Origin of the sequence: Vibrio sp. MOR3 (genome assembly GCF_001557775.1) — a bacterium.
GTDB lineage: Bacteria > Pseudomonadota > Gammaproteobacteria > Enterobacterales > Vibrionaceae > Vibrio > Vibrio jasicida.
This window is the reverse complement of sequence record NZ_LNRD01000001.1, coordinates 69,083-91,645: the sequence shown is the minus strand read 5'-3', so window position 1 is coordinate 91,645 and position 22,563 is coordinate 69,083. Positions and strand designations below refer to the sequence as shown.

Genomic DNA, 22,563 nt, shown 5'->3' with positions numbered 1-22,563 from the left:
GCAGAACCTGTCCCTCCCCTTTACCAGCGTGACTGTTGCAGTCCCTCGAAGTTAAAGTCAAGGGGAGGTTAGGTGGGGTTGCTGCTTTTAAGCTTTTGACTTTCGCCTCTTACAAAAACAAAAAATCCACCTCAACCGAGGTGGATTTCAGTATTCAACTCAAAGCAAATTCAATTAAGACTTTGGCTCTGATTTCGCGTCGAACTTCTCAGACCAAGCCGCTAGAATCTCTGCACGCTTGCTGCCCATTTGTGCGAAGTCCATCTTCGCCATGTTCTCTTGAACGTTCGGGAAGTTAGAAACCTTAGCTTTCACTTCTTTATGTGCAACCACTGGGTACATTTCTACGTAAAGCTCGTTTGCCGCTTTAGAGATTGACCAGTCGACAACGCGCTTCGCTGCATCAGACTCTTTTACTAGACCAACGGCTTCTGATTCCCAGCCGATGCCTTTTGGTGTGATAACCGCTAGTGGTGCACCTTGTGTTTTCAGCTTCGCGCCGCGGCTCGCCATCGAGATACCGATAGCCACTTCACCCATACCCGCTTGAACACATGGCTTAGAACCCGAGTGCGTGTAGTGTGCAATGTTCTTGTCTAAGTCACGCATGTAGTTCCATGCCTGATCTTCACCCATGTTTTGTAACCAAGCAGAAACCTGCATGTAGCCAGTGCCTGAAGAAGCTGGGTTAGGCATTGCAATGTGACCTTTGTAAACCGGCTTTGTTAGGTCTTCCCAAGACGTTGGTTTCGGTAGGTTAAGTTGTTTCGCTACCGCTTCGTTGAAACAAACTGCGTTAAAGAACGCATCGTTACCGAACCAAGCTTGGTTTAATTGAGGGTCGTTTAGGTTCGCGTGCAGCTCTCCCAAACCTTTTGGTGTGTAAGGCTTAAGAAGACCTTCATCTTTAAGCAGTGCCATTGACGAGCCAGCCAGACCCCAAACCACTTCCGCTTGAGGGTTGTTCTTTTCGGCCAGCAATTTCGCCGTCATGATACCGGTGGAATCGCGAACCCACTTAATCTTGATATCTGGGTTATCTTTCTCAAACGCAGACTTGTATTTAGCAAGAATGTCAGTTTCGAAAGCGGTGTAAACCGTGACTTCCTGTGCTGCCATTGCATTCGTAGCTAGCAGAGAGACAAGTGCAGCCAGCGATCCTTTCATCAAACGGTTTTTCATCATTTTCTCCAGTTAATTTGGCTAAGTTTTTATTTGGTCTGTACCAGTTGACGATATACACCCTACTGAGCCTTTGTGACGAAATCATGACCATTAAATGGCAGTTTTACGAAAATTTGCGATGAATAATCGTTCAATTGATCCGCCATTTTCTGGATGTTAAAGTTTTATGAAATTGGATATTCGCCTATTTACTGCCCTTTTCTTCCTCGTTAGAGTGAACTTGAAATTTGGTGTAGACCAATTAGCTTATTCTGATGGAAATCGAGATGAAAAACGAATACCTACTACTGACTCCTGGTCCTCTATCTACTTCTGAAACGGTACGTGAAGCCATGCTGAAAGACTGGTGTACTTGGGATGATGAATACAACAAAGACATTGTAGAAGTGATCCGCACTAAGCTTGTAAAACTGGCGACGGAGCAAGACGGCTACACCAGCGTACTAATGCAAGGTAGCGGCACTGCATCAGTAGAAGCAACGATTGGCAGTGCCATTGGCAAAGATGGAAAGTTGTTGGTTGTCGACAACGGTGCGTATGGTGCGCGTATCGCTCAGATCGCTGACTACCTAAATATTCCATGCCATGTAGTTTCCCCAGGCGAAACATCACAGCCACACTTGAACGAGGTGGAAACTGCATTGGCATCGGATCCTGCGATCACACACGTGGCGATTGTTCACTGTGAGACAACCACTGGCATGCTTAACCCAATTGAGGCATTTGCTTCTGCGGCAAAAGCACACGGTAAAGTGGTGATTCTCGATGCCATGTCGAGCTTTGGTGGCATTCCTATTGATATCGCCGACCTAGGCATCGATTTTATGATCAGCTCTGCAAACAAATGTATTCAGGGCGTGCCGGGTTTTGGCTTTGTGATTGCAAAACAAACTGAGCTAGAAAAGTGCCAAGGTCAGGCGCGTTCTTTGAGCCTTGATCTTTACGACCAATGGCAGTGCATGGAAGTGAACCACGGCAAGTGGCGTTTCACGTCTCCAACGCACACGGTTCGCGCTTTCTACCAAGCCTTGTTAGAACTGGAACAAGAGGGCGGTATTGAAGCGCGTCATAACCGTTACCAAACTAACCAGAAAACGCTGGTTGCAGGTATGCGTTCTCTGGGTTTCGAACCACTGCTGAGTGATGACCTTCACTCGCCAATCATCACTTCTTTCTACTCTCCGACGCACAGTGATTACCAGTTCAAAGCGTTCTACACACGTTTGAAAGAGCAGGGCTTCGTGATTTATCCGGGTAAGGTATCGAACGCAGATTGCTTCCGTATCGGCAACATTGGCGAAGTTTACCCAGCAGATATCGAGCGCTTAATCGGTGCAATTGAAAAAGCAATGTACTGGCAAGTTGCGTAAAGCAGCCTTCTGATTAAGAGAGCGTTATGACTCAGAATATCAAACCGACCCATTTCCGCAGCGAAGGCGATGTCAACACGACGCCAGCGCGCCAAGCTTGGAATGCATCGATGGATGACGAACGCACGCAAGCATTATTGAAGCGTGATTCGGAGGTCTTTCTTCATCAAGCTATGTCGACACCTTGCTTAGATACCTTGGAAGCAGCAGAAGGCATCTACATCCAAGATGCTACCGGCAAAAAGTACATGGACTTCCATGGCAATAACGTCCATCAGCTGGGCTACGGTCATCCGCATGTGATTAAACGTGTGCAAGAGCAAATTGCCAAACTGCCGTTTTCACCACGTCGTTTTACCAATGAAACCGCGGTTGAATGTGCCGAAAAACTCACCCAAATCTGTGGCGGCGAGTTGAATCGCGTGCTGTTTGCGCCGGGTGGCACATCTGCAGTGGGCATGGCGCTTAAATTAGCACGCCACATCACGGGCAACTACAAGGTGGTGTCTCTGTGGGATTCCTTCCACGGCGCATCGTTGGATGCTATCTCAGTGGGTGGCGAAGCGTGTTTCCGCGAAGGCATGGGACCATTAATGGCAGGTGTTGAACGCATTCCACCAGCCGTATCTTACCGTGGCGCTTTCCCCGTTGCCGACGGCAGCGACGTGCATTACGCCGACTACCTTGAGTACGTGATTGAGAAAGAAGGTGGCGTGGGCGCGTTTATCGCAGAAGCGGTTCGCAACACGGATGTACAAGTGCCGAGCAAAGCCTACTGGAAACGCATCCGTGAAATCTGTGACAAACACAATGTCATGCTGATCATCGACGACATCCCTAACGGCATGGGTCGCAGTGGTGAATGGTTTACCTACCAAGCCTATGACATCGAGCCAGATATGCTCTGCATCGGTAAAGGTTTGGGCGGAGGGTTAGTGCCTATCGCTGCCATGGTAACCAAAGACAAATACAACACTGCTGAGCAAATCTCCATGGGTCATTACACTCATGAGAAAAGCCCTATCGGTTGTGCTGCAGCACTGGCAACCATGGAAGCCATTGAACAAGACGACTTGCTAGATAAAGCCAAAGCCGACAGCCAGTTCATGCGTGAAAAGCTGCTAGAGATGAAAGCCAAATACCCAGTGATTGGTGATGTGCGTGGCATCGGCATGTTATGGGGCATTGAACTGGTCACTGACCACGAAAGCAAAGCACGCGCGTATGACGAAGCGGAAGCTGTGCTGTACCAATGCCTCAACAATGGCGTGAGCTTCAAGGTATCGCAAGGTAACGTGATTCAACTCAGCCCACCGCTGATCATCACTCGCGAACAACTAACAGAAGCGTTGGCGATCTTCGAAGAAGCCATCGCCAAAGTGTGTAAAGACTTTAACTACATTTAGGTTTTGTTGACCTTTTGAGCTGATTTTTGCAGCAGTTTGTGGGTTCTTTATGCAAGGCAGAGGCTTTGAGTTGTAGCTGTTCTACCTGATAAGCCGATAACGCAGAAGAAAGGAACCACAAACGCTGCCCGAAGGGTTCGGCTAAAAGCGTTTTACTCTTTGTTGTGAGGTGTTGTGCTTAGAATGATAGGCTACAAACCTCTCGCCGCGATTAAAACGCTTTTATCTCGAACAAAATTTAACCGCAAAAGGTCAACAAAACCTAGAGTCAATAGACCTCAACAAAAACCCATTTATCCAGAGCGCGGTTCCAACGTGTAGGCAAGCGCTCTGGCAAGCAAGAAAAAGGATTGAACATGAGCAACTCACCAATTCAAGCAGTGATCTTTGACTGGGCAGGCACTATCGTCGATTTCGGCTCTTTTGCGCCAACTAGCATCTTTGTGGAAGCGTTCAAACAAGGCTTTGATTTTGAAATCGACCTTGAAGAAGCGCGCGAACCAATGGGACTTGGTAAGTGGGATCACATCCAAGCTGTGGGTAGTATTCCTGCCGTTGATAAGCGTTGGAATGAGAAGTTCGGTCGCTCAATGACCAGCGAAGACATCGACGCGATCTACGCAGCATTTATGCCTCTGCAAAAAGCGAAAGTGGCTGACCACGCAGAGCCAATCCTCAATGCGATTGAAGTTGTGAACGGCCTGAAAGACAAAGGCATCAAGATCGGTTCTTGTTCTGGTTACCCTCGCGAAGTGATGGACGTACTGATTCCAGTGGCAGCGGATTACGGCTACAAACCAGATTACGTAGTAGCAACGGATGACCTGCCTCAAGGTGGTCGCCCTGCACCATTTATGGCACTGAAAAACGTGATTGAGCTGAATGTTACCGACGTTAATGCGTGTATCAAAGTGGATGACGCCGCCCCGGGCATCGATGAAGGTCACAACGCCGGTATGTGGACCGTTGGTCTGCTGCTTTCTGGTAACGAAGCGGGTCTGACATTTGAGGAATACCAAGCTGCGGACGAAACAACACTTAATGCTGCTCGTGAAAAAGCGCGTGCAAAATTGCTCATGAGCTCGCCGCATTACCTCATCGACACCATTGCTGACTTCCCAGAAGTGGTTGCAGATATCGAACGTCGCCTAGCGGCAGGTGAGCGTCCGTAGTCTTCATTTTCCACCAATAAATGAAAACAAACGCCCCTCACGTGAGGGGCGTTTTTCTTTTTGGCACTATCTTAAGGAGCTTTGGCTTATTGAAGCGTACTTCCATTAGATAGCAGCTTCCTTGTCGGCTCTTGCTCGGTGTATTCGACCGCATCTTGATCCGCGAGCTTATCGACTTCCGCCTGTTCACCCACCACAATCAACACGTGTTGTTTCACCAGAGCGTCGACCACTTCAATGTTGTGCTGACGAAGAAGCGCTCTCACTTCGCTCTCTTTTCCTTCATGATACTTAACAAAGTAACGTGCAGGTTGCTGCTCGGCTTGATCTTGGCGTTCATCCACGAGAGGAAATCCTTGATTGTTTGCCAAGCTGCTTGAGCTCAGTCCGATTGCCAATAGTGCGGTAGCACCTACCGCAGACAAAGAAAGTAAGGTCAACTTCTTCATAGTCACTCCTTATTGAAAGGTCAGAGTCCAACTGTTGATGGTGCCTGTGTCTCTTCTGGCATTGTCCACCGCTTTAAGTTCCCATGTGCCTTGTGATTCAAAACCAGAGAAATCCGCTTGGAAACTGGTTTTAATGTCGTTTGCACCACCACCCGCATTGTCGTGCAGTACTACTTGACCACCGTCAGGTGACGTTAGCGTGACACGAAGATCGCCAATGTAGGTGTGAGTGATATCCAAGTCGATAGTCACTGAACCTGCATCGCCAGTACGAGCCACATCTACTGGGCTTACGATACCCGCAGAGCTGTTGTCAGGAATCGCTACTACATTCGAGTTGGTGTAGCTAGAAGGTGCAGAACCGCCACCTGATGAATCGCCCGAACCGTTGTGCGCTGCAACAAGAGAAACACCAGAGTATGCACTGTAGCCGTAAACCAATACTTCATATTGCCCTGCGCCAGATACGTTCAAGCTACAGCTTTCGCCATTACCGCCCGCCCATGAACGACAGTCGTAAGTGCTGGTGCTTGGTGTGCCATTAAAACGCACGTAAAGGTCAGCATCACCAGAGCCGCCACTCATGTTGAATGTCGCTTGCGTTGCATCCGCAGGGACGTCAAACACAAATACAGTGCTTGATTTGCTGCCACCAGAAAGCTGCGTCTTCGCCACGCCATTTTCTAGAACGTTGTCGTTGCCAGAGCCGCCGCCATCCGGACCATTACAGCCAGCGTCTAGGTATTGTTTCGCGGCTTCAGCATTCACAAGACCATGACCAGTGCGGTTATCACGACCTGTTACGTCGATGTCCATTGCTGTCTTGATCAGTGCGTTACGTACTTGCGCAGCGGTACAAGTTGGATGGTAACTCCACACCAAACCCGCAACACCCGTTACGTGTGGCGTCGCCATCGAAGTACCGTTGTAGTACTCGTAATCTTCACCTTTTGTGGTCGATACCGTGATGTCTTGACCAACATAGCCTAACAGTTCCTGACCGAAGGCACGATCAACCGTTACAGACACAATACGCGCTGCGTTGTTTTGATCGACAAGGAAAGGATTCTGCAAACCCGGTAGCTCAGAGTTACTGTACACAATCGCCGCACTTGCGCCTGCGTTGTAACACGCTTGAACTGCATCGATTTCTGGATAGTTGCCCGATGATTGGTTACTCACACGCTCGGTCAAACAGATCTTGCCCGACATATCGCCACAGCTGAAGCTGCTACCGGATACATCACAGCTTGCTAGTGTCGCCGTGATGGAACCGGCTACTGGATCAGGACCGTAACTGCCGCCCGATTGGATCAAGCGGTTGTGAGGAACGATGCCACGATCGAACTGGCTAACACCGTTCAAGCGAATGTCTGAAAGCTTACCCTCGCCGACTGTCACCGTAGACAAAATTGCTACGCCCGGACCTGCGATTTCAACTTGATCTGTCGCTTGAGAGAACGCCGCGTGATCACGCTTATCATCCACTGCCGCAACCGACATTACTGAATCGTAAGACGCTGGGTAGCTATGTGCAGTATTACCATCGTTACCCGCAGCAGCAATCAGCAGCACGCCTTGATCATAAATAGTTTGCAACGCGTTTTTCTCCGTCACACTCGACTGGCTACCACCAAGGCTCATGTTGACGACGTTCGCGCCGTTGTCAGCACAAGTTTGTACCGCTTTCACCAAGCTGGATGAGTAGCCCCACCCCGCTTCATTGAACACCTTAACGATGTGCAAATTCACGTTTTGGTTTGGCATAACGCCTTTGATGCCTTCCGTGTTGGCAATCGCGGCAATCGTACCTGCTACGTGTGTACCGTGAGCGTTGTTGTTCCCCGGAACACTCCAAGAACCTGTACCGCTGTCGTTTGTACCCGACACTCGGTTACCACTCAGATCGTTGTGCGCCAGATCGTAACCCGAGTCGATGATACACACGGTGCGATTCCCTGCATTCGAGTCATCCAGAAGCTGAGCGTTCACCGCCTCATAGCCCCAAGGGATAGTCTCACTTAACAGATAACGCGGTGGGTCAATTTCAACGTATTCCACATCGCTGCGGTTACGCAATTGCCCCAATTCCGAGTCTTCTATCTCCACGCTGTAGATCGCGCGGTTTCCTAGCTTTTCCACTTTACGCGCTTTGAGCTGATCTAATACCGACTCTTGCGCGATGCGTGGCCCCCAGAATGAGTTCCCACCCAATGCTGAGGGACTGGACGTATCTTCTTTAAATTTGACGATGTATTTAGTCGGCAAGTTAGATTCGTCGAACCCCGTTAGAGGAGCCGCATGCGCTGACATCGAAAATGTCAGTGCTACTGCAACGGCAGACAATGAAAACAAGCCATTTAATTTAGTTGTTGTGTGATGCATTTGCTCTATTCCTTGTTGAGCTGATTTTTATTCACTTTTTACTCATGAAAAGTCATTCAAACCTCATTAACATGAGTTATTCAGCTATAGGTTATTTGTTAAAAAATCCAAACAATTCATTTTATGAATACATAATTGTTAATAAAAGATCATTTAATAAACAGAAATGGTGAACATTCAAAATCAACCAATTTACTTATAAAGCAATTACTTATTAACAAGAAAAGTGCATGTTAAATTAATGTTAGTGAGTAATTATTCTGGATTTTATAAAATTGTTCTATTTACCAAATCTATTGAAATACGATTGCGGTACCAAAATTGACAATTTGAATAATTAGATATTTGACTGAATAGCGTATTTACCCAGAATGAGGAGAGTTGATGAGATAACTTCTCATCTAAATCATGACGATAATCATTATAGAGAGTGAATCATGAACAAAACCATTACGTTACTTAGTGCATTATTACTACCACTCAATCTTGCTCACGCTGCCGAATCAACACTGTCTCCGGAGATGATCAGTGCTTCACAAGTAAGAAGCACACAAGACAAGCAAACTTACACATACGTTCGCTGCTGGTATCGAACTAGTTATTCACACGATGACCCAGCAACTGATTGGGAATGGGCAGAAAACCCAGATGGCAGCTACTTCACTATTAACGGTTATTGGTGGAACGCACTCTCATTCAAAAACATGTTCTATACCGATACGCCACAAAATGTTATCAAACAACGTTGTGAAGAAACGCTCGATCTAGCGAATGAAAACGCCGATATCACTTTCTTTGCCGCTGATAATCGTTGGTCATACAATCATTCGATCTGGAGTAACGATCCTGTAATGCAGCCAGTTCAGATCAACAAAGTGGTCGCGTTGGGCGATAGCTTGTCGGACACGGGCAACATCTTTAACGCATCACAATGGCGCTTCCCGAATCCGAATAGCTGGTTCTTAGGGCATTTCTCTAACGGGTTTGTATGGACAGAGTACATTGCTCAAGCGAAGAACCTACCGCTCTACAACTGGGCTGTAGGTGGCGCTGCGGGTGAAAACCAATACATCGCTCTGACAGGAGTGGGTGAGCAAGTTTCCTCTTACTTGGCGTATGCGAAATTGGCAAAAAACTACAAACCAGCCAATACCTTATTTACCCTTGAATTCGGTTTGAATGATTTTATGAACTATAACCGCAGCGTTCCAGAGGTAAAATCAGACTACGCTGAAGCTTTGATCAAGCTGACGGATGCAGGCGCAGAAAACTTTCTCCTGATGACGCTACCCGATGCCACGTATGCGCCTCAGTTTAAGTATTCCACTCAAGAAGAGATCGCAACGATTCGAGCAAAAATTCTTGAAATGAACGAATTTATCAAAGCACAAGCTGATTACTACTCAGCGCAAGGTTTAAACATCACATTGCACGATACTCATGCACTGTTTGAAGGCCTCACAGCAAACCCTGAGCAACATGGGTTTGTAAATGCAAGCCAAGCCTGCCAAGACATCAATCGCTCATCGGCAGCAGACTACTTGTACAAACATTCGCTACGTTCTGAGTGTGCCTCTTCGGGCTCAGACAAGTTTGTATTCTGGGATGTGACTCACCCAACCACGGCCACGCATCGTTACGTAGCAGAGAAGATGTTAGAAAGCAGTGATCAGCTATCAAACCACCCTTTCTAAGCGGTCTATTAGAACCTCTCAAATGTTGAGAGGTTCTGTCCTCTAAATCTCTCTTTACATTCATAGTCTGAGATTGAATTAGCAGGCTGAACTCGGTAAGTTGAAAGAAAAACCAGAGGTCAATGTCGTGCTCGATCATCCATTTACTCAACGCGCTCTTGATGTGATTCGCTCGAAATCCGCAGGAGTACCGCAGTCACATCCTTTCGCAGTGACCATCAACTTTCATCCCGATCGAACCACTTCTGAGGGCGAACCGCTGCTTAAAGCAATAGCCCAAGATGGTAAGCTCAAATCCCAATTTGAAACCGGTACAAGCAACGGCGGACTGACGGCTTACGAAGGTGGGGAGCGTTGGCGTTGGGAGCAGCGCGTGTTTGATGGTGTTTACGACAATAGCCAACCAAATCAACGCCCAAAGTATGGCGCGTTAAACTTCTCTAGTTCAGAAGTTGGCGCATCACCAAGATTTGGTTCTAGCTACTTCTTATTGAAACCAGAGATCAGCAAGCGAGCGACATTTTGTTATCCAGATAGCTTCTTCGAGCCAGAGCACTTCGCCACTATTGAACGCATTCACCCCTTGTTGGATGAGTTAAACGCACAAGTGCCAGACAGGTTGGACGCCTATATCGAAACTCAAATCCACGGCGATTTGCACTTGAAGGAAGATATTCAAGCCTTGGTGCTCGACCCTTCATTTAAAGGCACTGAGGTAGAAGGTTACGCTCGTGAGTTACCAGTTGAGATTCGTTGGCACAGTGGTTTTTGTGTCTCAATAGAAGACATCAATCTTTATCCAGACTACCGAGGACAAGCCATTTTAGACATCGCAAATCAGGTTGCAGAAAATGGCATGCTAACGCCACGCATTATTGGTGAAGCGGTAAAAGCAAAAGCGTTTGACGAGCAAGATTTGAAAAAAGTCTGGCACTACTTAGCGCGATTTGGGTTTGATTATCGACAGACTGGCGATTAAAAGCCACCAGCCCATTTGTCGAAATCATCGATCACATTAAGCTCTTGTTGAGTACGAGGACGCGGATAATACGGCAGAGCAAGTAGCTTCTCTGATGGCATTAACAGCCAATCTGGTGACATTTTCATACGCACCAACTCTTGCTCATCATCACGGCGAACAAACATGTAATAGCCATCTGCGTGGGTATTGGCGTAACTGGCGATCTGCACAATCTCGCCGCTTGGCAGTTTTACTTTGCGTCCCAAAGGGTACAAACGATGCAGTGCAAAACTTACATGCGCATCTTCGAGATACCCCTTTTTAAAACGCGATAAACCAATCGCAGTGGACGTCGTACGATGAGACCACCCAGCGAGCTTCAACCCTTTGAGAGAGTCTTTGAATGGTTGTCCTTTTGGCTCGCCTTCGTTGGAGATAAATTGCACCGTTAATGCGTCAGCTTGCTCATCTAAAATTTGCAAAAATTGCTCGCCCGTTTTATCTGCCAATAATTTCACGTTACTGCTCCGCCAAAAGGTTTGTGAATGGAGTACTATAAAGCCACCATCGCAAAGTTCAAGCTCATCCTCTCAATCCCTTTTCCCGATGAGTAATCGTCTCTACAACGAGAATGCACAGTGTCGGGTTCTACAAACAGCATTTCGAGACAGACACAAGCAAAAACTATCAGCTTGGGTTTATCTTTTTTATCGCGGGTTTACCATCACTTTTCGTCAATCTTGCTATGATGATTTGGTAACCCTTTAAGGAGCAAAGAATGAATCTAAAACGCTATGTTGTGTTGCCTATGATGGCAGCAGCGCTATTTGGCTGTGCTCAACACGAATCCGATGACACCGCAAAAATCATGACCGTTAATGTAGGTCCAGAACTGGTGGACTGTGTGGGTGTCGGGCCAATGAAATGCATGGTGGTCGATGGTAACTACTTCTATGATCAAATCGACGGTTTTGAATTTGAATCAGGTTCCGAGTACACGTTAAAAATCAAACGCACTCAGCGATTTACCCCAGAGAATGCACCAGCCGATGCGAGCTTGTATCGATATGAGCTGATTGAAGTGTTAGAGAAGCGATAGCCATAACATTCACCACCCATAGAAAAGGAAGTTTTATGTTTGGAAATTGGAAACGAAACCGTCAAATTCGCGAGGTCGCAAAGGACATCACACCAAAATTAGCACTCAAGTATGGTGAGAAAGCAGATTACTCGAAGGAAGAGATCGATTGGGCGCTGAAAGAAAATGGTAAGACAGATGATGCCTTTGCCCTGATCGCATACGGCATGTTGATAAGCCAAGCCGCTTACGTGCCGATGGGCCTAAGCCAAGAGCTAGGGGAACATGCTGAATTCCAATCAGAAGTCTCACTTGCTTTGTTTGACCAAGCGACGGATCTTGTGAGCGTCAGTGCCTTACTGACTTACGCGGAGATTCAAGACAGCCACAAACAACAGCCCGCTACCGATTCGGATGATTTCGATGCAGATGGTGGAGACTTTGGAGGAGACGGCGGTGGGGATGGTGGCGGTGAATAGCATCACGCCAGCATCTGTGGCGATAAGCACCTGAGGCAATATAAAGCGGCGCTAAGTCATCTCAATATTAAACACGAAAAGGCTCATCGCGAGCCTTTAGCTTATCACCTTGGGTAACTTAGTAGCTTCGTTTTGCTTACACCAAACCTTTCAATTTCGCCAAACCATAAGCGGCGATAGTCACGCAGTCTTTGATTTCACCCTCTATCATCATTTGCTCGAACGCTTCAACGGAGAACGAGCGTGTGATCAAGTCTTCCTCTTCACTGTCTAACTGATTGCCTACTTCAGACAACTCACTCGCGAAGTACACATGGCAAGTCTGGTTTAAGAACCCATAAGCGATGAACTGCGCACCAACGTATTCCATCTTATTGGCCTGCATACCCGTCTCTTCTCGAAGCTCACCTTTTGCTAGCTCAAGATGATCCGCATCTGGATTTGATTCCCAAGCACCTTGTGGAATTTCCCAACAACGTTGCCCTACGGTGTAACGAAACTGCTGTACTAAGTGAATCACGCCGTTATCGATCGCCAGAATTGCTGCACAGTCTGGCTTGTCGACCACACCGTAGATGCCTTCGGCTCCACTAGGACGTTGGATCTTATCTTCACGTACCGTCATCCATTTGTTTTGATACACCACTTTGCTGTCGAGCTGCTTGATGTCTGCCATGAGAGTCCTTACTGCTTGATTCTTCGAAATTAGTTATTGGATTAGAAGCCATTCTAACGCTGTTTGCGTGTCAGTTTGTAGACGGTTTTCAAAATCAACGCGCTTATTGGTATTCAATATATCCAATCAAAACAATCATTCATCGCAATGATTAGGATGGCGCGAAATGGCAAGTTTTCAATTCGAGGAACTCATATAGTTAACCCATCGACGCAAGGCATGGCTTTGCAAACTTGTTCATTATTGATTGAGGGTTCTTATGAGCGCATCGGATAAAGTCTACGGTTTCAACACTCCACAACGTCTGTTTGTTGGTTATACCTTGGCGGTATTGGTAGACCTTACGGTACTGAACTTCTATGACGAATATTGGGATTTCGTAACCATTGATTCATTTACGATTTCTTTCGCCGCGGCATTGCTGCTTCAGTTGCTCTTGAAGCTGTCTATCAAAGCGGAACACAAAATCGCAGAGTACTTTAAATCGAAGCCGGGTACGGCACCTAAGATTTACCGTGGTATCTCGACTTACGTTATCTTGGTCGGTTCGAAGTTCGTGATGCTAGAAGCCATTAACATTCTGTTCGGTGACAAGGTTGACTTTAGTGGTCCTTGGAACGGTGTCGTCGCCTTCTTTGCGGTGGTGTTTACCATCCTGATTTCAGAAGTCGTCGTCGGTAAGATTTACTTCAAACTTGGTGAGAAAGAACAACAAGCACAACGTGAATTGGCGGAAACTAACGCTAGCTAATATGCAAAATCGATGAATACAAAACAGCATCGATAGAAACAAAAAAGCGCTGAGAAATCAGCGCTTTTTTCGTTTGTTTGTTCACTTAAGCTTAAGCGACGAGGATGCTCTTAAGCTCGTTCAATGATTCCACCGTGTAGCTTGGTGCAATACGCTCATCCACACTCGCACCTGTGGTGTTCAACCAACACGTTTCAATGCCAAAGTTGTTACCGCCCAAGATATCGGAATGCAGGTTGTCACCCACCATTAATACGCGCGTCTTACATGGGTTGCCCATTTGCATCATCGCGTATTCAAAGATACCCAGATCCGGCTTAGCAATACCAACTTGCTCAGAAATCACCACGTGCTCGAAGTAATCGCTCATACCTGTGCGCTCTAGGCGAATCGCTTGCAGTTCAGTAAAACCATTGGTGATGATGCCCATCTTCGCTTTACCTTGCAGCGCTTCCATCAACTCTTTCGCACCCGGCAACAAAGTACAGATGTCTGCCATCGCTTCTAAGAATGCGCTGTTGAGATCCGCTGTTGTGGTGTTGAGCTTTTCTGCCCATTCAGTAAAGCGTTTGTGTTTGAGCTCATCTGCCGTCACTTTGCCATCTTGGTAATCTACCCAAAGTGGCTTGTTGACCGTTTGGTAGTGGGCAAAATCTTGCTCGGTGAAATCTACGCCTTTGCGAGAAAACATCAGCTGTAAACCTTTGAAGGCATCAAAGTGAAACAAAGTTTCGTCAGCGTCAAACAAGATCCAATCGTATTTCATTTTCTTCTTTCCAATATCCAGGTCGTTTTCTGCCGCATAGTCTAATTGTTTTCTTCTTGAAGATAATCTCTATAATCGGAAAATGATTGTATCGTTTTTCTCAACAATAGATAACCCCAATAACCTAGGAGCACGCCGTGAATGCCATTGCGTCACTGCCAGTATTTGTCGCTGTCGTCGAATGCGGCAGCTTTTCCCTTGCCGCCAAGCAGTTAAACTTCACCAAATCGGCGATCAGTAAACGCATCAATCAACTCGAAGATGACCTCGGTATTCGCTTGCTTAATCGCACCACAAGAAAGCTCAGCCTAACCGAAGCTGGACGTCGATACTTCGAGTACGCTTCACAGGCAGTCAACCTAGCTCAACAAGGTGTCGATGCCGTTTCTGAGCTGCAAGGCTCCCCCCAAGGTCGGCTCAAAATCACCGCACCGATGTCTTTTGGCGTTTTACACGTTGCACCACTTATCAGCGAATTTCTTGCACGTTACCCGAAAATTGAGGTCGACTTACAGCTAGAAGACGCCATGGTGGATTTAGTTGAACAAGGTTTTGACCTCGGAATTCGTATTGGCGAACTTGCGACTTCTAACCTTATAGCTAAGCGTCTTGCTCCATGTAAAAGCGTACTGTGCGCCTCTCCAGAATACTTAGAAGAGTTTGGCGTACCAACCAAACCAAGCGATTTGGTGACACACAACTGTTTGCGTTATTCGTATTTCCGAGGCGGGGTCGAGTGGATGTTTATCAACAGCGGTAACGAATATAAGGTGCTGCCGAAGGGCAACTTTGTGGTCAACAACAGCGAAGCAATTCGCCAATTGCTATTAAGAGGCTCTGGCATCGCCCAATTACCGACTTTCATCGCCGCGAAAGACTTTGCAGCCGGTAACTTAAAACCGCTAATGGAAGAGTTCTCCCTTCCTGAGCATGCCATCTATGCAGTGTTTCCAGAACGCAAACACATGCCATTGAAAGTACGTGTGTTTATTGACTTCATCAGCGAAAAGCTCGGCACCGATACACCGTACTGGGATCGCTATTGATAGGTTCTAATGCTCCATCACATTTGATGCAATAACATTTGGTTAATCTAATGTTTCATTTTTAACAGGTGCGCAACCATCATAGGAGCGCTAACTTAAGTAGCACGTCAACCACACCGGAGTGTGAAGCTATGAAAGTACTGATTCAATACACCCAAGCGGGTAAATATCGTGACCAAGCGTGGGAATCACTGACGCTAAAAGCAAAAGGCGAGATGCAAGCCGTAACGCCCTCTTACGCAGCTCAGCTTATCGAGCAAAACAAAGCGACGCTTGTAATGACAGAAGACGAGCAAGTGATCTTCCATTCTTAAAAAACATCGATAAAAATGAGCTCTACACCCGAGCTCATTTTTTTGATTAGTAGGAGATTTACTACGCTCAATCTTGAATGATTTTATTTCCGCAGTTTTCGCAGATCAGATGACGAGAGAAGTCATCCATAGAAGCAAGGAAAGCACCAAATACTGTGCTTTTTAGAAAGCCAGAAATGAACTCCTTCTTACTGCGATTCTTATCTCCCTCAAAAGCACTTTTCTTTCTGACCAACACCACGACATGATGCGTTTCCACACCACACGAAGGACACATAACAACTTCCGTCTTATTTGACATATCAACCCCTAAACTTCAAACGGGTGAATTCATTCTCGTTAAAAACGTCATAGCTTTCGATATAAGCACTTGAGATTTATAAATTAATGAAACCGATATGTAAACAAGCGCTTATTGATTATGGGAATAAGCGCCGTGAGTATGTGTGATTACTCGTCCTCGTTTAAGCGACGAATCAATTTGGCAGGCGTACCGCCATATAGACAATCTGGTGGAACATCGCTGTTTACCACTGAGTTAGCGGCAATGACTGAGCGAGCACCAATGGTTACCCCTTGGTTGATCACCGAGTTGCCACCAATCCAGACACTATCTTCAATTATGATTGGCTTACAAAACGTTTCCCACTTAAGTCGGCTACGGTAATCCAACGAATGTGATGCCGTGTAAAGTTGCACACTAGGGCCAATAAGTACGTGGCTACCAATGGTGATTTTGGCTCCATCAAGCATGACGACATTCATGTTGATGAAGGTCTCTTCACCGATTTCAATCGTCTTACCAAACTCACAATGGAATGGCGCTCGGATCATACTCATCCCAACTTTACCAAACAGATCCTTTTGCAAAGCATCACGTTGAGACTCATCGGTATTGTTATTGAAGGCCTTCAACGCATGAGTTGCGTGAGTACGGATCGCTTCGATCTCTTCGTCTGTACCGTTAAACACTTGGCCAGACATCATTTTTTCTAATTCAGTCACTGGATCATTCCTACAACTTTTGACCACGATAGATTAGCGTAAAAGAGGAATAAAAAAAGAGAAAAGCACGGGCTTTTCTCTTTCCTATTTTGTCGTTGTATCACGTCGGGGTTATACGATTTCCCAGCTGTGAGTCATCTCAACGCCTTCGCCCAACATCAGACATACTGAGCAGTATTTTTCTAATGAGTCCGCCGCCACTTTAGCTACGATTTCTGGGTCCAGTGTTTCACCAGAGACTTCAAAGTGAATGTTCACCTGAGTGAAGATACGTGGAGCCGTTTCACGGCGTTCCGTGGTGAGTTTCGCGTTGACAGAAGCCACTTTCTGACCTGCTGTTTTTAGACCATCAACAACGTCCACAGAGCTACAACCACCAGCAGCCATCAATACCATTTCCATTGGGCTTGGTGCCGTTGCACCGCCATTGCCATCCATCACGACTGAGTGACCAGATTGAGACTGACCGAGGAATTTAAAGTCTTCGACCCATTTTACTTTTGCTTGCATGGTTTCCCTCATTATTGCTTTTGCCTCATCGGAAACCTTCTACCAATGAGCGCTTGTTTCGTGCCGTTACTGTAGCCCTGTTGTGAGAAAGGGCAAAGAATTTTTCGTAATCACTGCAATTTTTTCGCTCTTACTTCTGTCTTCTTACGTAACATTCATTGAGAAAAATGACGTTTGAGGAAGTTATGAAGAAAGTATCTAAGCTATTGGTGGGCTTCTCATTCACACTCCCTGTACTGTTCATCTTGCTAAGTAAAACAGGTACGGCCGATACCATGGATAAGATGAACGCATCTGGTAAAACTGACATCGCAACACTCGCAGGTGGCTGCTTCTGGTGTACGGAATCAGATTTAGAACAATTGCCCGGCGTGTTAGACGTTGTCTCTGGTTACTCAGGTGGTGATTTAGAGAACCCAACTTATCGACAAGTCTCTTCTGGTAAATCAGGCCATATTGAAGTGATTGAGGTGAAGTACGATCCTGCTGTCGTGAACTACGAACAAGTGCTGGACTACTTCTTCCGCCATATCGACCCGACTGACGACAAAGGCTCATTCGTCGACCGTGGTCCTCAATATCGCCCGGCGATCTTCTATCATAATGCGGAGCAAAAGCAGATAGCTGAGCAGTTTATGATGGAAATCGACAAGGCGATGATCTATCCAAAACCGTTGAAAACAGAACTGATCGAGTTTGAAAAGTTCTACCCTGCGGAGTCGTACCATCAGGATTACTACAAGAATAGTAGCCTGAAGTACAAATACTACCGCTACGCATCAGGTCGCGATAAGTACCTCGATGAAGTGTTTGGTGAAGATCGTAAAGACAACCCAAAAACACTGCGTGAACTTATCAACGAAAAAGAGTTGGTGACGAAAGTGAAGGTATACGAGAAACCTTCAGACAAAGAAATCAAAGCTAAATTGACTGAGCTTCAATACTACGTGACACAAGAAGAAGGTACAGAGCGCCCTTTCAACAACAAGTATTGGGACAACAAAGAAGCAGGCATTTACGTTGATATCGTCACTGGTGAGCCATTGTTCTCGTCAACGGATAAGTACAAATCGGGTACAGGTTGGCCAAGCTTTACGAGACCAATTAACCCAGGCTACATCGTAGAGAAAACCGACTTTAAACTGGTTTATCCACGCACAGAGATCCGCAGTAAGTTTGGTGATTCGCATATTGGTCATGTATTTAAAGATGGTCCTAAGCCAACGGGATTACGTTACTGCATGAACTCAGCCGCAATGGAGTTTGTACCAGCGAACAAGATGGCGAGTTTAGGCTACGGCGATTATCTGTACCTATTTGATAAGTAGCTAGTTTTAACCAAATTAGGAGTGAACATTCAGCGCAATGAAAGGTTTTAAATCCAACCTTCCCATGAAAGTCTGTCCGGTCTGTCAGCGCCCATTTTCTTGGAGAAAGAAGTGGGCGCGAAATTGGGAGGAAATCGTTTATTGTTCTGAGCGTTGCCGAAGAAATAAATCAACGAAAACGTAGGTCACTCCGACCCTCTCTGGAGAACGCTATTTCCTATGTATCAACGTTTGTACGCGTTTTCTTACCAAGGCAATAACGTCCCATCATAAGCCCAAAACGCCCCGCTATCTTGCGGGGTCGCTTTTTCTATCAAGCCTAATAAATCCTTTGCGACTCGCTCTGGTGTAAACAACTTTCCCTCTGGCACATTGGTTTGAAAAGGTGCCGACAAAGCAGTGTCCGTAGTACCTGGATGAAGTGAAAGCACCGTGCCATGTTTGACCATTCTTTGCCATTCGATCGACATGGTTTTGAGGAACATATTTAATGCGGCTTTCGATGCACGATAGCTGTACCAACCACCGAGCTGGTTATCGCTAATGCTGCCAACTTTGGCCGAAATGGTCGCAAATTTAGGTGCAGTACTGCGTTTTAGTTTGGGCGTGAAGTATTTCGCCAACAGCAAACTTGGCAGAGTATTAACCATGATGGTTTGTTGAAAAAAGTCTGCGTCGAGCGAATTAAGATTCTTCTCTGGGCCTTTCTCTTGGGTGTGCAACATACCAACACAGTTCACTAACCAATCGACATGTTCAATCTGCTCACTGAACGCTTTTACCTGCTCGTCTTGCGATACATCCACTTGATGCCAAAAGACATTTGGATGTTGCCAATCTGGTTGCTGCTTACGATAAGTGGCATGCACGTGCGCTTGAGGGAACAACACAGTGGCTTCTTGAACCATCGCCAAACCAATTCCACCATTACCACCGATGATGAGTATTTCCATCACAAGCTCTCCAAGTTTTTCATATAATGCTCTGCGGTTTGTAATATCGTATTCCGCTTTTCTTCTTCCATATTGTCCCAAGAGCGGAAAATCATCCCGATTCGTGGATTGGTTGCGAGACGCTTATCGTGCTTGTTCATAAAGCGCCAATACAAGCTGTTAAACGGGCACGAGCCTTCTCCACTGCGCGATTTATTGTCGTAATGGCAACCCTTGCAGTAGTCGCTCATTTTGTTGATGTAGGAACCACTCGCCGCGTAAGGTTTGGTGCCAACAATGCCGCCATCCGCAAACAATGCCATGCCGCGTGTGTTAGGCATTTCGACCCATTCAATCGCATCAACATAGATGCCGAGATACCACTCATCCACTTGGTCTGGGTCGATTTCGGTTAGCAAACAAAAATTACCAGTGACCATCAAGCGTTGGATGTGGTGTGCGTAGGCATAATCGAGGGACTGACCAATCGCATTGCGCATACAGGCCATTTTGGTTTCGCCATTCCAAAAGAAGTCTGGCAGTTTTCTTTCTGCACTCAACTCGTTCTTTTTCGGGTAGTGAGGCATATTCGCCCAGTAGACGCCTCGGATGTATTCTCGCCATCCCAATATTTGGCGAATAAACCCTTCGACTTGAGAAATGTCGATATCTGCGTTGGAGTGAAATGCCTTGAGTGAAGCATCAATGACTTCTCTCGGGTGCAGCAATTTGCTGTTAAGCGAGAATGAAATACGGCTGTGATACAAGCTCCACTTGGCATCGTGCTGACCTGTCATGGCGTCTTGAAAACGGCCGAACAACGGTAGACAGACTTGGCAGAAATGCGCGAGTAAAGACAAGCTTTGCGCGCGATTAATCGGCCACAACAAGTCCCCTTCGAGATTTCCGATGGTTTTGATGTCATGTTCTGCCAACCGCTCAAGAATGCCGCGGACGTCGGTACTGAACATCAAAGGTTGTGGCAGTTGTTCAATGTCTTTGGCTTTGAGCTTATTACGGTTGTTGGCATCGTAATTCCATTTTCCGCCTACAGGCTTTCCGTCTTGCATCAAGATGTCGAAGCGCTTTCGCATCCGGCGGTAGAAGTGCTCCATCATAATGTGTTTGCCTTGAGGAAACTGCGATTCTATTTCTTCAAACGGCAACAAAAAGTGTTCCGAATCGACACAACCCGTCACAACCCCATCAAGCTTTAGTTTGGCTAACTGCTCTAGTAAACGGTATTCATCGGGGCGTTGATATTCAAACTTACTTGCACCAACCTCGCTCACGTAGTGTTGCAAGACTTGCTCAAGATCGTCGAAGGATTGTGTGTCATCCAACGTGAGATGCAAAACTTGATGCCCCTCGCTCTGACGCTCTTTCGCAAACTGTTCCATTGCAGAAAAGAACGCACAAACTTTCTGAATATGGTGCGTGACGTAAGTATTCTCTTGCTTGAGCTCCGCAATCAGGTAAAGCACTTGCTCATCCGGTTGCTGAAACCAAGAGTGCTCACTGTTGAGTTGATCGCCCAAGATCAATCGTATGGTTTCAAATTGCATTACGGTTTCTCCGATGACGAAGCTTTGTCACTGCTGCCCATCACAATCGGCCAATCGACCATGTCTACACTATCCAAATGCGCGCCAGCGCAACGACCTTGCCACCTATCGATGAACTCCATGTGCGGATCGTACATTTCGGTTTGCTTTTCGAGGTTGAATTGTCGTGAACCACGCGGATCCGCACCGACACCCGCTAGGTATTGCCAATTTCCCCAGTTTGATGCCACATCGTAATCGACCAGTTGTGACTCAAAGTACGCCGCGCCATAACGCCAATCAAGGCCAAGCTCATGCACTAAACAACTGGCGACTAACTGTCTACCACGATTCGACATATAACCGGTTTCATTAAGCTGGTGCATACACGCGTTCACGATAGGAAATGGCGTTTCACCTTTCTTCCATTGCTGGAAACGGTGCGCGTAAAAGCTGGTGAGTGGTGCTTGATTTTGGATGCCACCAAATCGGAAGAGCTGCCGCTTGTATCGACGGGCATACCAATAAAAGTATTCACGCCAAAGCAGTTCGAAGTAAATCCAGTAGGTTGAATCATTTGCACCATTCGCGGCTTCATAACGTTTCAACATGGCATCAATGGTTTTCGGAGAAAGACACCCATGAGCTAACCAAGGAGAGAACTTGGTGGAGTAATCCATGCCATCTAAACCGTTACGCGTTTGTTTATATTCGCTTGCTAGTGTTGAAGCAAAATACTGACGACAATGTTCAAGCCCTGCTCGCTCACCGCCGGTAAACAGGCTTGGCTGGACATCGCGGGTCAAACTCAACGTCGGCAGTGCGAGTTCGTCTGGCCGCGTAGGCAACGTTGTTACTGCTTCTACAGGTTCAGCTAGAGCGAGTTTCTCAACCTTTTTTCGGAACTTGGTGAAGGTGTCAGGAAGCGCCTCAAGCTCAAACGGTAAATCTTCGACACAGAACAAGCTGCAAACTTCACATTGGACAACAGCCAAATGCGGCGCTTGTGCTTGAATCTTATCGACCACATCTTGCTCATCTGATCCAGAGACCGCATCTACAAAGAGATGGGTCACATCAAGCTTGTCAGTAACATATTTGATTGCTTGGTAAGGAGGTAAGTCAACGACCTGTAGACGTTGATTAAGTGCATTCAACGACAAGCTGAGGCAATGCAATGACTCGTCCAAAAACTGTTGTTTGGCGGACCCAAATTCCGGAGTTTGTGCGTATTGCTTTAGGTAGGGCGACATTTTTGGATAGCAGTATATACAAATGAGCTCTTCGACCTCAGCAGAGGCTCGGAGCAGGAGCGGATTGTCATGCAATCTCAAATTGTTGGTAAACCAATACAATCCTATAGTCTTGTTCAAGTGACGCTCCTTACTACTCTATTCTGTTATGTGCATGCCAAGTTTTACGCATCACCATTGGTCACGATCATCGCATCATTTAGATTGCTGACATCTTCATCAAACAAACTTCTTTAGTAAACAAAATGTTATGGATAAA

24 protein-coding genes are annotated in these 22,563 nt (G+C 46.5%); 12 read left to right on the top strand and 12 right to left on the bottom strand.

What is annotated here, in order from left to right:
• Positions 1-174: 174 nt before the first annotated feature.
• Positions 175-1,185 carry a putative 2-aminoethylphosphonate ABC transporter substrate-binding protein gene (locus ATB76_RS00440; RefSeq protein WP_042599935.1) on the bottom strand — a complete coding sequence of 337 codons (1,011 nt, stop codon included), beginning with the start codon at positions 1,183-1,185 and terminating at the stop codon, positions 175-177.
• Between the two features lie 266 nt (positions 1,186-1,451).
• On the opposite strand from ATB76_RS00440, the gene phnW reads away from it, so the two are divergent.
• The 3 genes from phnW to phnX all read left to right on the top strand — a co-directional run bounded on the left by phnW (position 1,452) and on the right by phnX (position 5,133).
• The gene (gene phnW, locus ATB76_RS00435) at positions 1,452-2,555 is read left to right on the top strand and encodes a 2-aminoethylphosphonate--pyruvate transaminase (protein WP_061034381.1); all 1,104 of its coding nucleotides are present in this window, start codon (positions 1,452-1,454) and stop codon (positions 2,553-2,555) included.
• A 26-nt stretch (positions 2,556-2,581) separates the two neighbouring features.
• Positions 2,582-3,961, top strand: a complete 1,380-nt coding sequence (locus tag ATB76_RS00430; RefSeq protein ID WP_042599937.1) for an aspartate aminotransferase family protein — start codon at positions 2,582-2,584, stop codon at positions 3,959-3,961.
• Between the two features lie 356 nt (positions 3,962-4,317).
• Positions 4,318-5,133 (top strand): phosphonoacetaldehyde hydrolase, encoded by an 816-nt coding sequence (phnX, locus tag ATB76_RS00425; RefSeq protein ID WP_042599938.1) that lies wholly within the window; start codon positions 4,318-4,320, stop codon positions 5,131-5,133.
• An 86-nt stretch (positions 5,134-5,219) separates the two neighbouring features.
• Here the strand turns inward: phnX and ATB76_RS00420 are convergent, their stop codons facing one another.
• Both ATB76_RS00420 and ATB76_RS00415 read right to left on the bottom strand, forming a co-directional pair.
• Complete coding sequence (locus ATB76_RS00420; protein ID WP_038875223.1) at positions 5,220-5,582, bottom strand: hypothetical protein; 363 nt, start codon at positions 5,580-5,582, stop codon at positions 5,220-5,222.
• Between the two features lie 9 nt (positions 5,583-5,591).
• A complete protein-coding gene (locus tag ATB76_RS00415) occupies positions 5,592-7,967 on the bottom strand; it encodes a S8 family serine peptidase (protein ID WP_061034380.1) in 2,376 nt (791 codons plus the stop codon).
• A 434-nt stretch (positions 7,968-8,401) separates the two neighbouring features.
• Between ATB76_RS00415 and ATB76_RS00410 the strand changes: the two genes are divergently transcribed.
• Together ATB76_RS00410 and ATB76_RS00405 are read left to right on the top strand one after the other, a co-directional pair.
• Positions 8,402-9,661 carry an SGNH/GDSL hydrolase family protein gene (locus ATB76_RS00410; protein ID WP_104026013.1) on the top strand — a complete coding sequence of 420 codons (1,260 nt, stop codon included), beginning with the start codon at positions 8,402-8,404 and terminating at the stop codon, positions 9,659-9,661.
• Between the two features lie 127 nt (positions 9,662-9,788).
• Positions 9,789-10,640 (top strand): DUF3626 domain-containing protein, encoded by an 852-nt coding sequence (locus ATB76_RS00405; RefSeq protein ID WP_042599993.1) that lies wholly within the window; start codon positions 9,789-9,791, stop codon positions 10,638-10,640.
• On the opposite strand, the gene ATB76_RS00400 is transcribed toward ATB76_RS00405, so the two are convergent.
• Positions 10,637-11,140 (bottom strand): hypothetical protein, encoded by a 504-nt coding sequence (locus tag ATB76_RS00400; RefSeq protein ID WP_042599941.1) that lies wholly within the window; start codon positions 11,138-11,140, stop codon positions 10,637-10,639. The two genes, ATB76_RS00405 and ATB76_RS00400, sit on opposite strands and share 4 nt — an antisense overlap.
• A 260-nt stretch (positions 11,141-11,400) precedes the next feature.
• On the opposite strand from ATB76_RS00400, the gene ATB76_RS00395 reads away from it, so the two are divergent.
• Positions 11,401-11,721, top strand: coding sequence for a DUF4377 domain-containing protein (locus ATB76_RS00395; RefSeq protein ID WP_009705071.1), 321 nt, complete (start codon positions 11,401-11,403; stop codon positions 11,719-11,721).
• A gap of 35 nt (positions 11,722-11,756) precedes the next feature.
• Complete coding sequence (locus ATB76_RS00390; protein WP_042599943.1) at positions 11,757-12,179, top strand: hypothetical protein; 423 nt, start codon at positions 11,757-11,759, stop codon at positions 12,177-12,179.
• 136 nt (positions 12,180-12,315) lie between these two features.
• Here ATB76_RS00390 and ATB76_RS00385 read toward each other — a convergent pair whose 3' ends face one another.
• Entirely contained in the window at positions 12,316-12,855 is a 540-nt protein-coding gene (locus ATB76_RS00385; RefSeq protein WP_038873125.1) for an NUDIX hydrolase, read from the bottom strand.
• A gap of 259 nt (positions 12,856-13,114) precedes the next feature.
• Here ATB76_RS00385 and ATB76_RS00380 point away from each other — a divergent pair, with 259 nt between their 5' ends.
• Positions 13,115-13,606: a hypothetical protein gene (locus tag ATB76_RS00380; RefSeq protein ID WP_042599944.1), complete on the top strand. Its 492-nt coding sequence runs from the start codon at positions 13,115-13,117 to the stop codon at positions 13,604-13,606.
• A 91-nt stretch (positions 13,607-13,697) separates the two neighbouring features.
• Here ATB76_RS00380 and yjjG read toward each other — a convergent pair whose 3' ends face one another.
• Positions 13,698-14,372: a pyrimidine 5'-nucleotidase gene (gene yjjG, locus ATB76_RS00375; RefSeq protein ID WP_042599945.1), complete on the bottom strand. Its 675-nt coding sequence runs from the start codon at positions 14,370-14,372 to the stop codon at positions 13,698-13,700.
• A gap of 137 nt (positions 14,373-14,509) precedes the next feature.
• Here yjjG and ATB76_RS00370 point away from each other — a divergent pair, with 137 nt between their 5' ends.
• Both ATB76_RS00370 and ATB76_RS00365 read left to right on the top strand, forming a co-directional pair.
• Positions 14,510-15,418, top strand: coding sequence for a LysR family transcriptional regulator (locus ATB76_RS00370; protein ID WP_061034379.1), 909 nt, complete (start codon positions 14,510-14,512; stop codon positions 15,416-15,418).
• A gap of 131 nt (positions 15,419-15,549) precedes the next feature.
• A complete protein-coding gene (locus ATB76_RS00365) occupies positions 15,550-15,732 on the top strand; it encodes a hypothetical protein (protein ID WP_009705084.1) in 183 nt (60 codons plus the stop codon).
• A 67-nt stretch (positions 15,733-15,799) separates the two neighbouring features.
• On the opposite strand, the gene ATB76_RS00360 is transcribed toward ATB76_RS00365, so the two are convergent.
• The 3 genes from ATB76_RS00360 to ATB76_RS00350 all read right to left on the bottom strand — a co-directional run bounded on the left by ATB76_RS00360 (position 15,800) and on the right by ATB76_RS00350 (position 17,247).
• The gene (locus ATB76_RS00360; protein ID WP_038868564.1) at positions 15,800-16,033 is read right to left on the bottom strand and encodes a hypothetical protein; all 234 of its coding nucleotides are present in this window, start codon (positions 16,031-16,033) and stop codon (positions 15,800-15,802) included.
• A gap of 149 nt (positions 16,034-16,182) precedes the next feature.
• A complete protein-coding gene (locus tag ATB76_RS00355; RefSeq protein ID WP_038868563.1) occupies positions 16,183-16,737 on the bottom strand; it encodes a sugar O-acetyltransferase in 555 nt (184 codons plus the stop codon).
• Between the two features lie 111 nt (positions 16,738-16,848).
• A complete protein-coding gene (locus tag ATB76_RS00350) occupies positions 16,849-17,247 on the bottom strand; it encodes an OsmC family protein (RefSeq protein WP_061034378.1) in 399 nt (132 codons plus the stop codon).
• Between the two features lie 185 nt (positions 17,248-17,432).
• Between ATB76_RS00350 and msrB the strand changes: the two genes are divergently transcribed.
• Both msrB and ATB76_RS27000 read left to right on the top strand, forming a co-directional pair.
• Positions 17,433-18,575: a peptide-methionine (R)-S-oxide reductase MsrB gene (gene msrB, locus ATB76_RS00345; RefSeq protein ID WP_061034742.1), complete on the top strand. Its 1,143-nt coding sequence runs from the start codon at positions 17,433-17,435 to the stop codon at positions 18,573-18,575.
• 37 nt (positions 18,576-18,612) lie between these two features.
• The gene (locus ATB76_RS27000) at positions 18,613-18,759 is read left to right on the top strand and encodes a DUF2256 domain-containing protein (protein WP_005374142.1); all 147 of its coding nucleotides are present in this window, start codon (positions 18,613-18,615) and stop codon (positions 18,757-18,759) included.
• Positions 18,760-18,820: 61 nt separating this feature from the next.
• Here the strand turns inward: ATB76_RS27000 and ATB76_RS00340 are convergent, their stop codons facing one another.
• The 3 genes from ATB76_RS00340 to ATB76_RS00330 are packed head-to-tail and all read right to left on the bottom strand — an operon-like array spanning position 18,821 to position 22,424.
• Positions 18,821-19,528: an SDR family oxidoreductase gene (locus ATB76_RS00340; RefSeq protein WP_061034377.1), complete on the bottom strand. Its 708-nt coding sequence runs from the start codon at positions 19,526-19,528 to the stop codon at positions 18,821-18,823.
• Entirely contained in the window at positions 19,528-21,072 is a 1,545-nt protein-coding gene (locus ATB76_RS00335; RefSeq protein ID WP_061034376.1) for a cryptochrome/photolyase family protein, read from the bottom strand. The genes ATB76_RS00340 and ATB76_RS00335 overlap by 1 nt, the downstream gene beginning before the upstream one ends.
• Positions 21,072-22,424 (bottom strand): DASH family cryptochrome, encoded by a 1,353-nt coding sequence (locus tag ATB76_RS00330; protein WP_061034375.1) that lies wholly within the window; start codon positions 22,422-22,424, stop codon positions 21,072-21,074. Before ATB76_RS00330 ends, ATB76_RS00335 begins: the two co-directional genes overlap by 1 nt.
• Positions 22,425-22,563 lie beyond the last annotated feature (139 nt).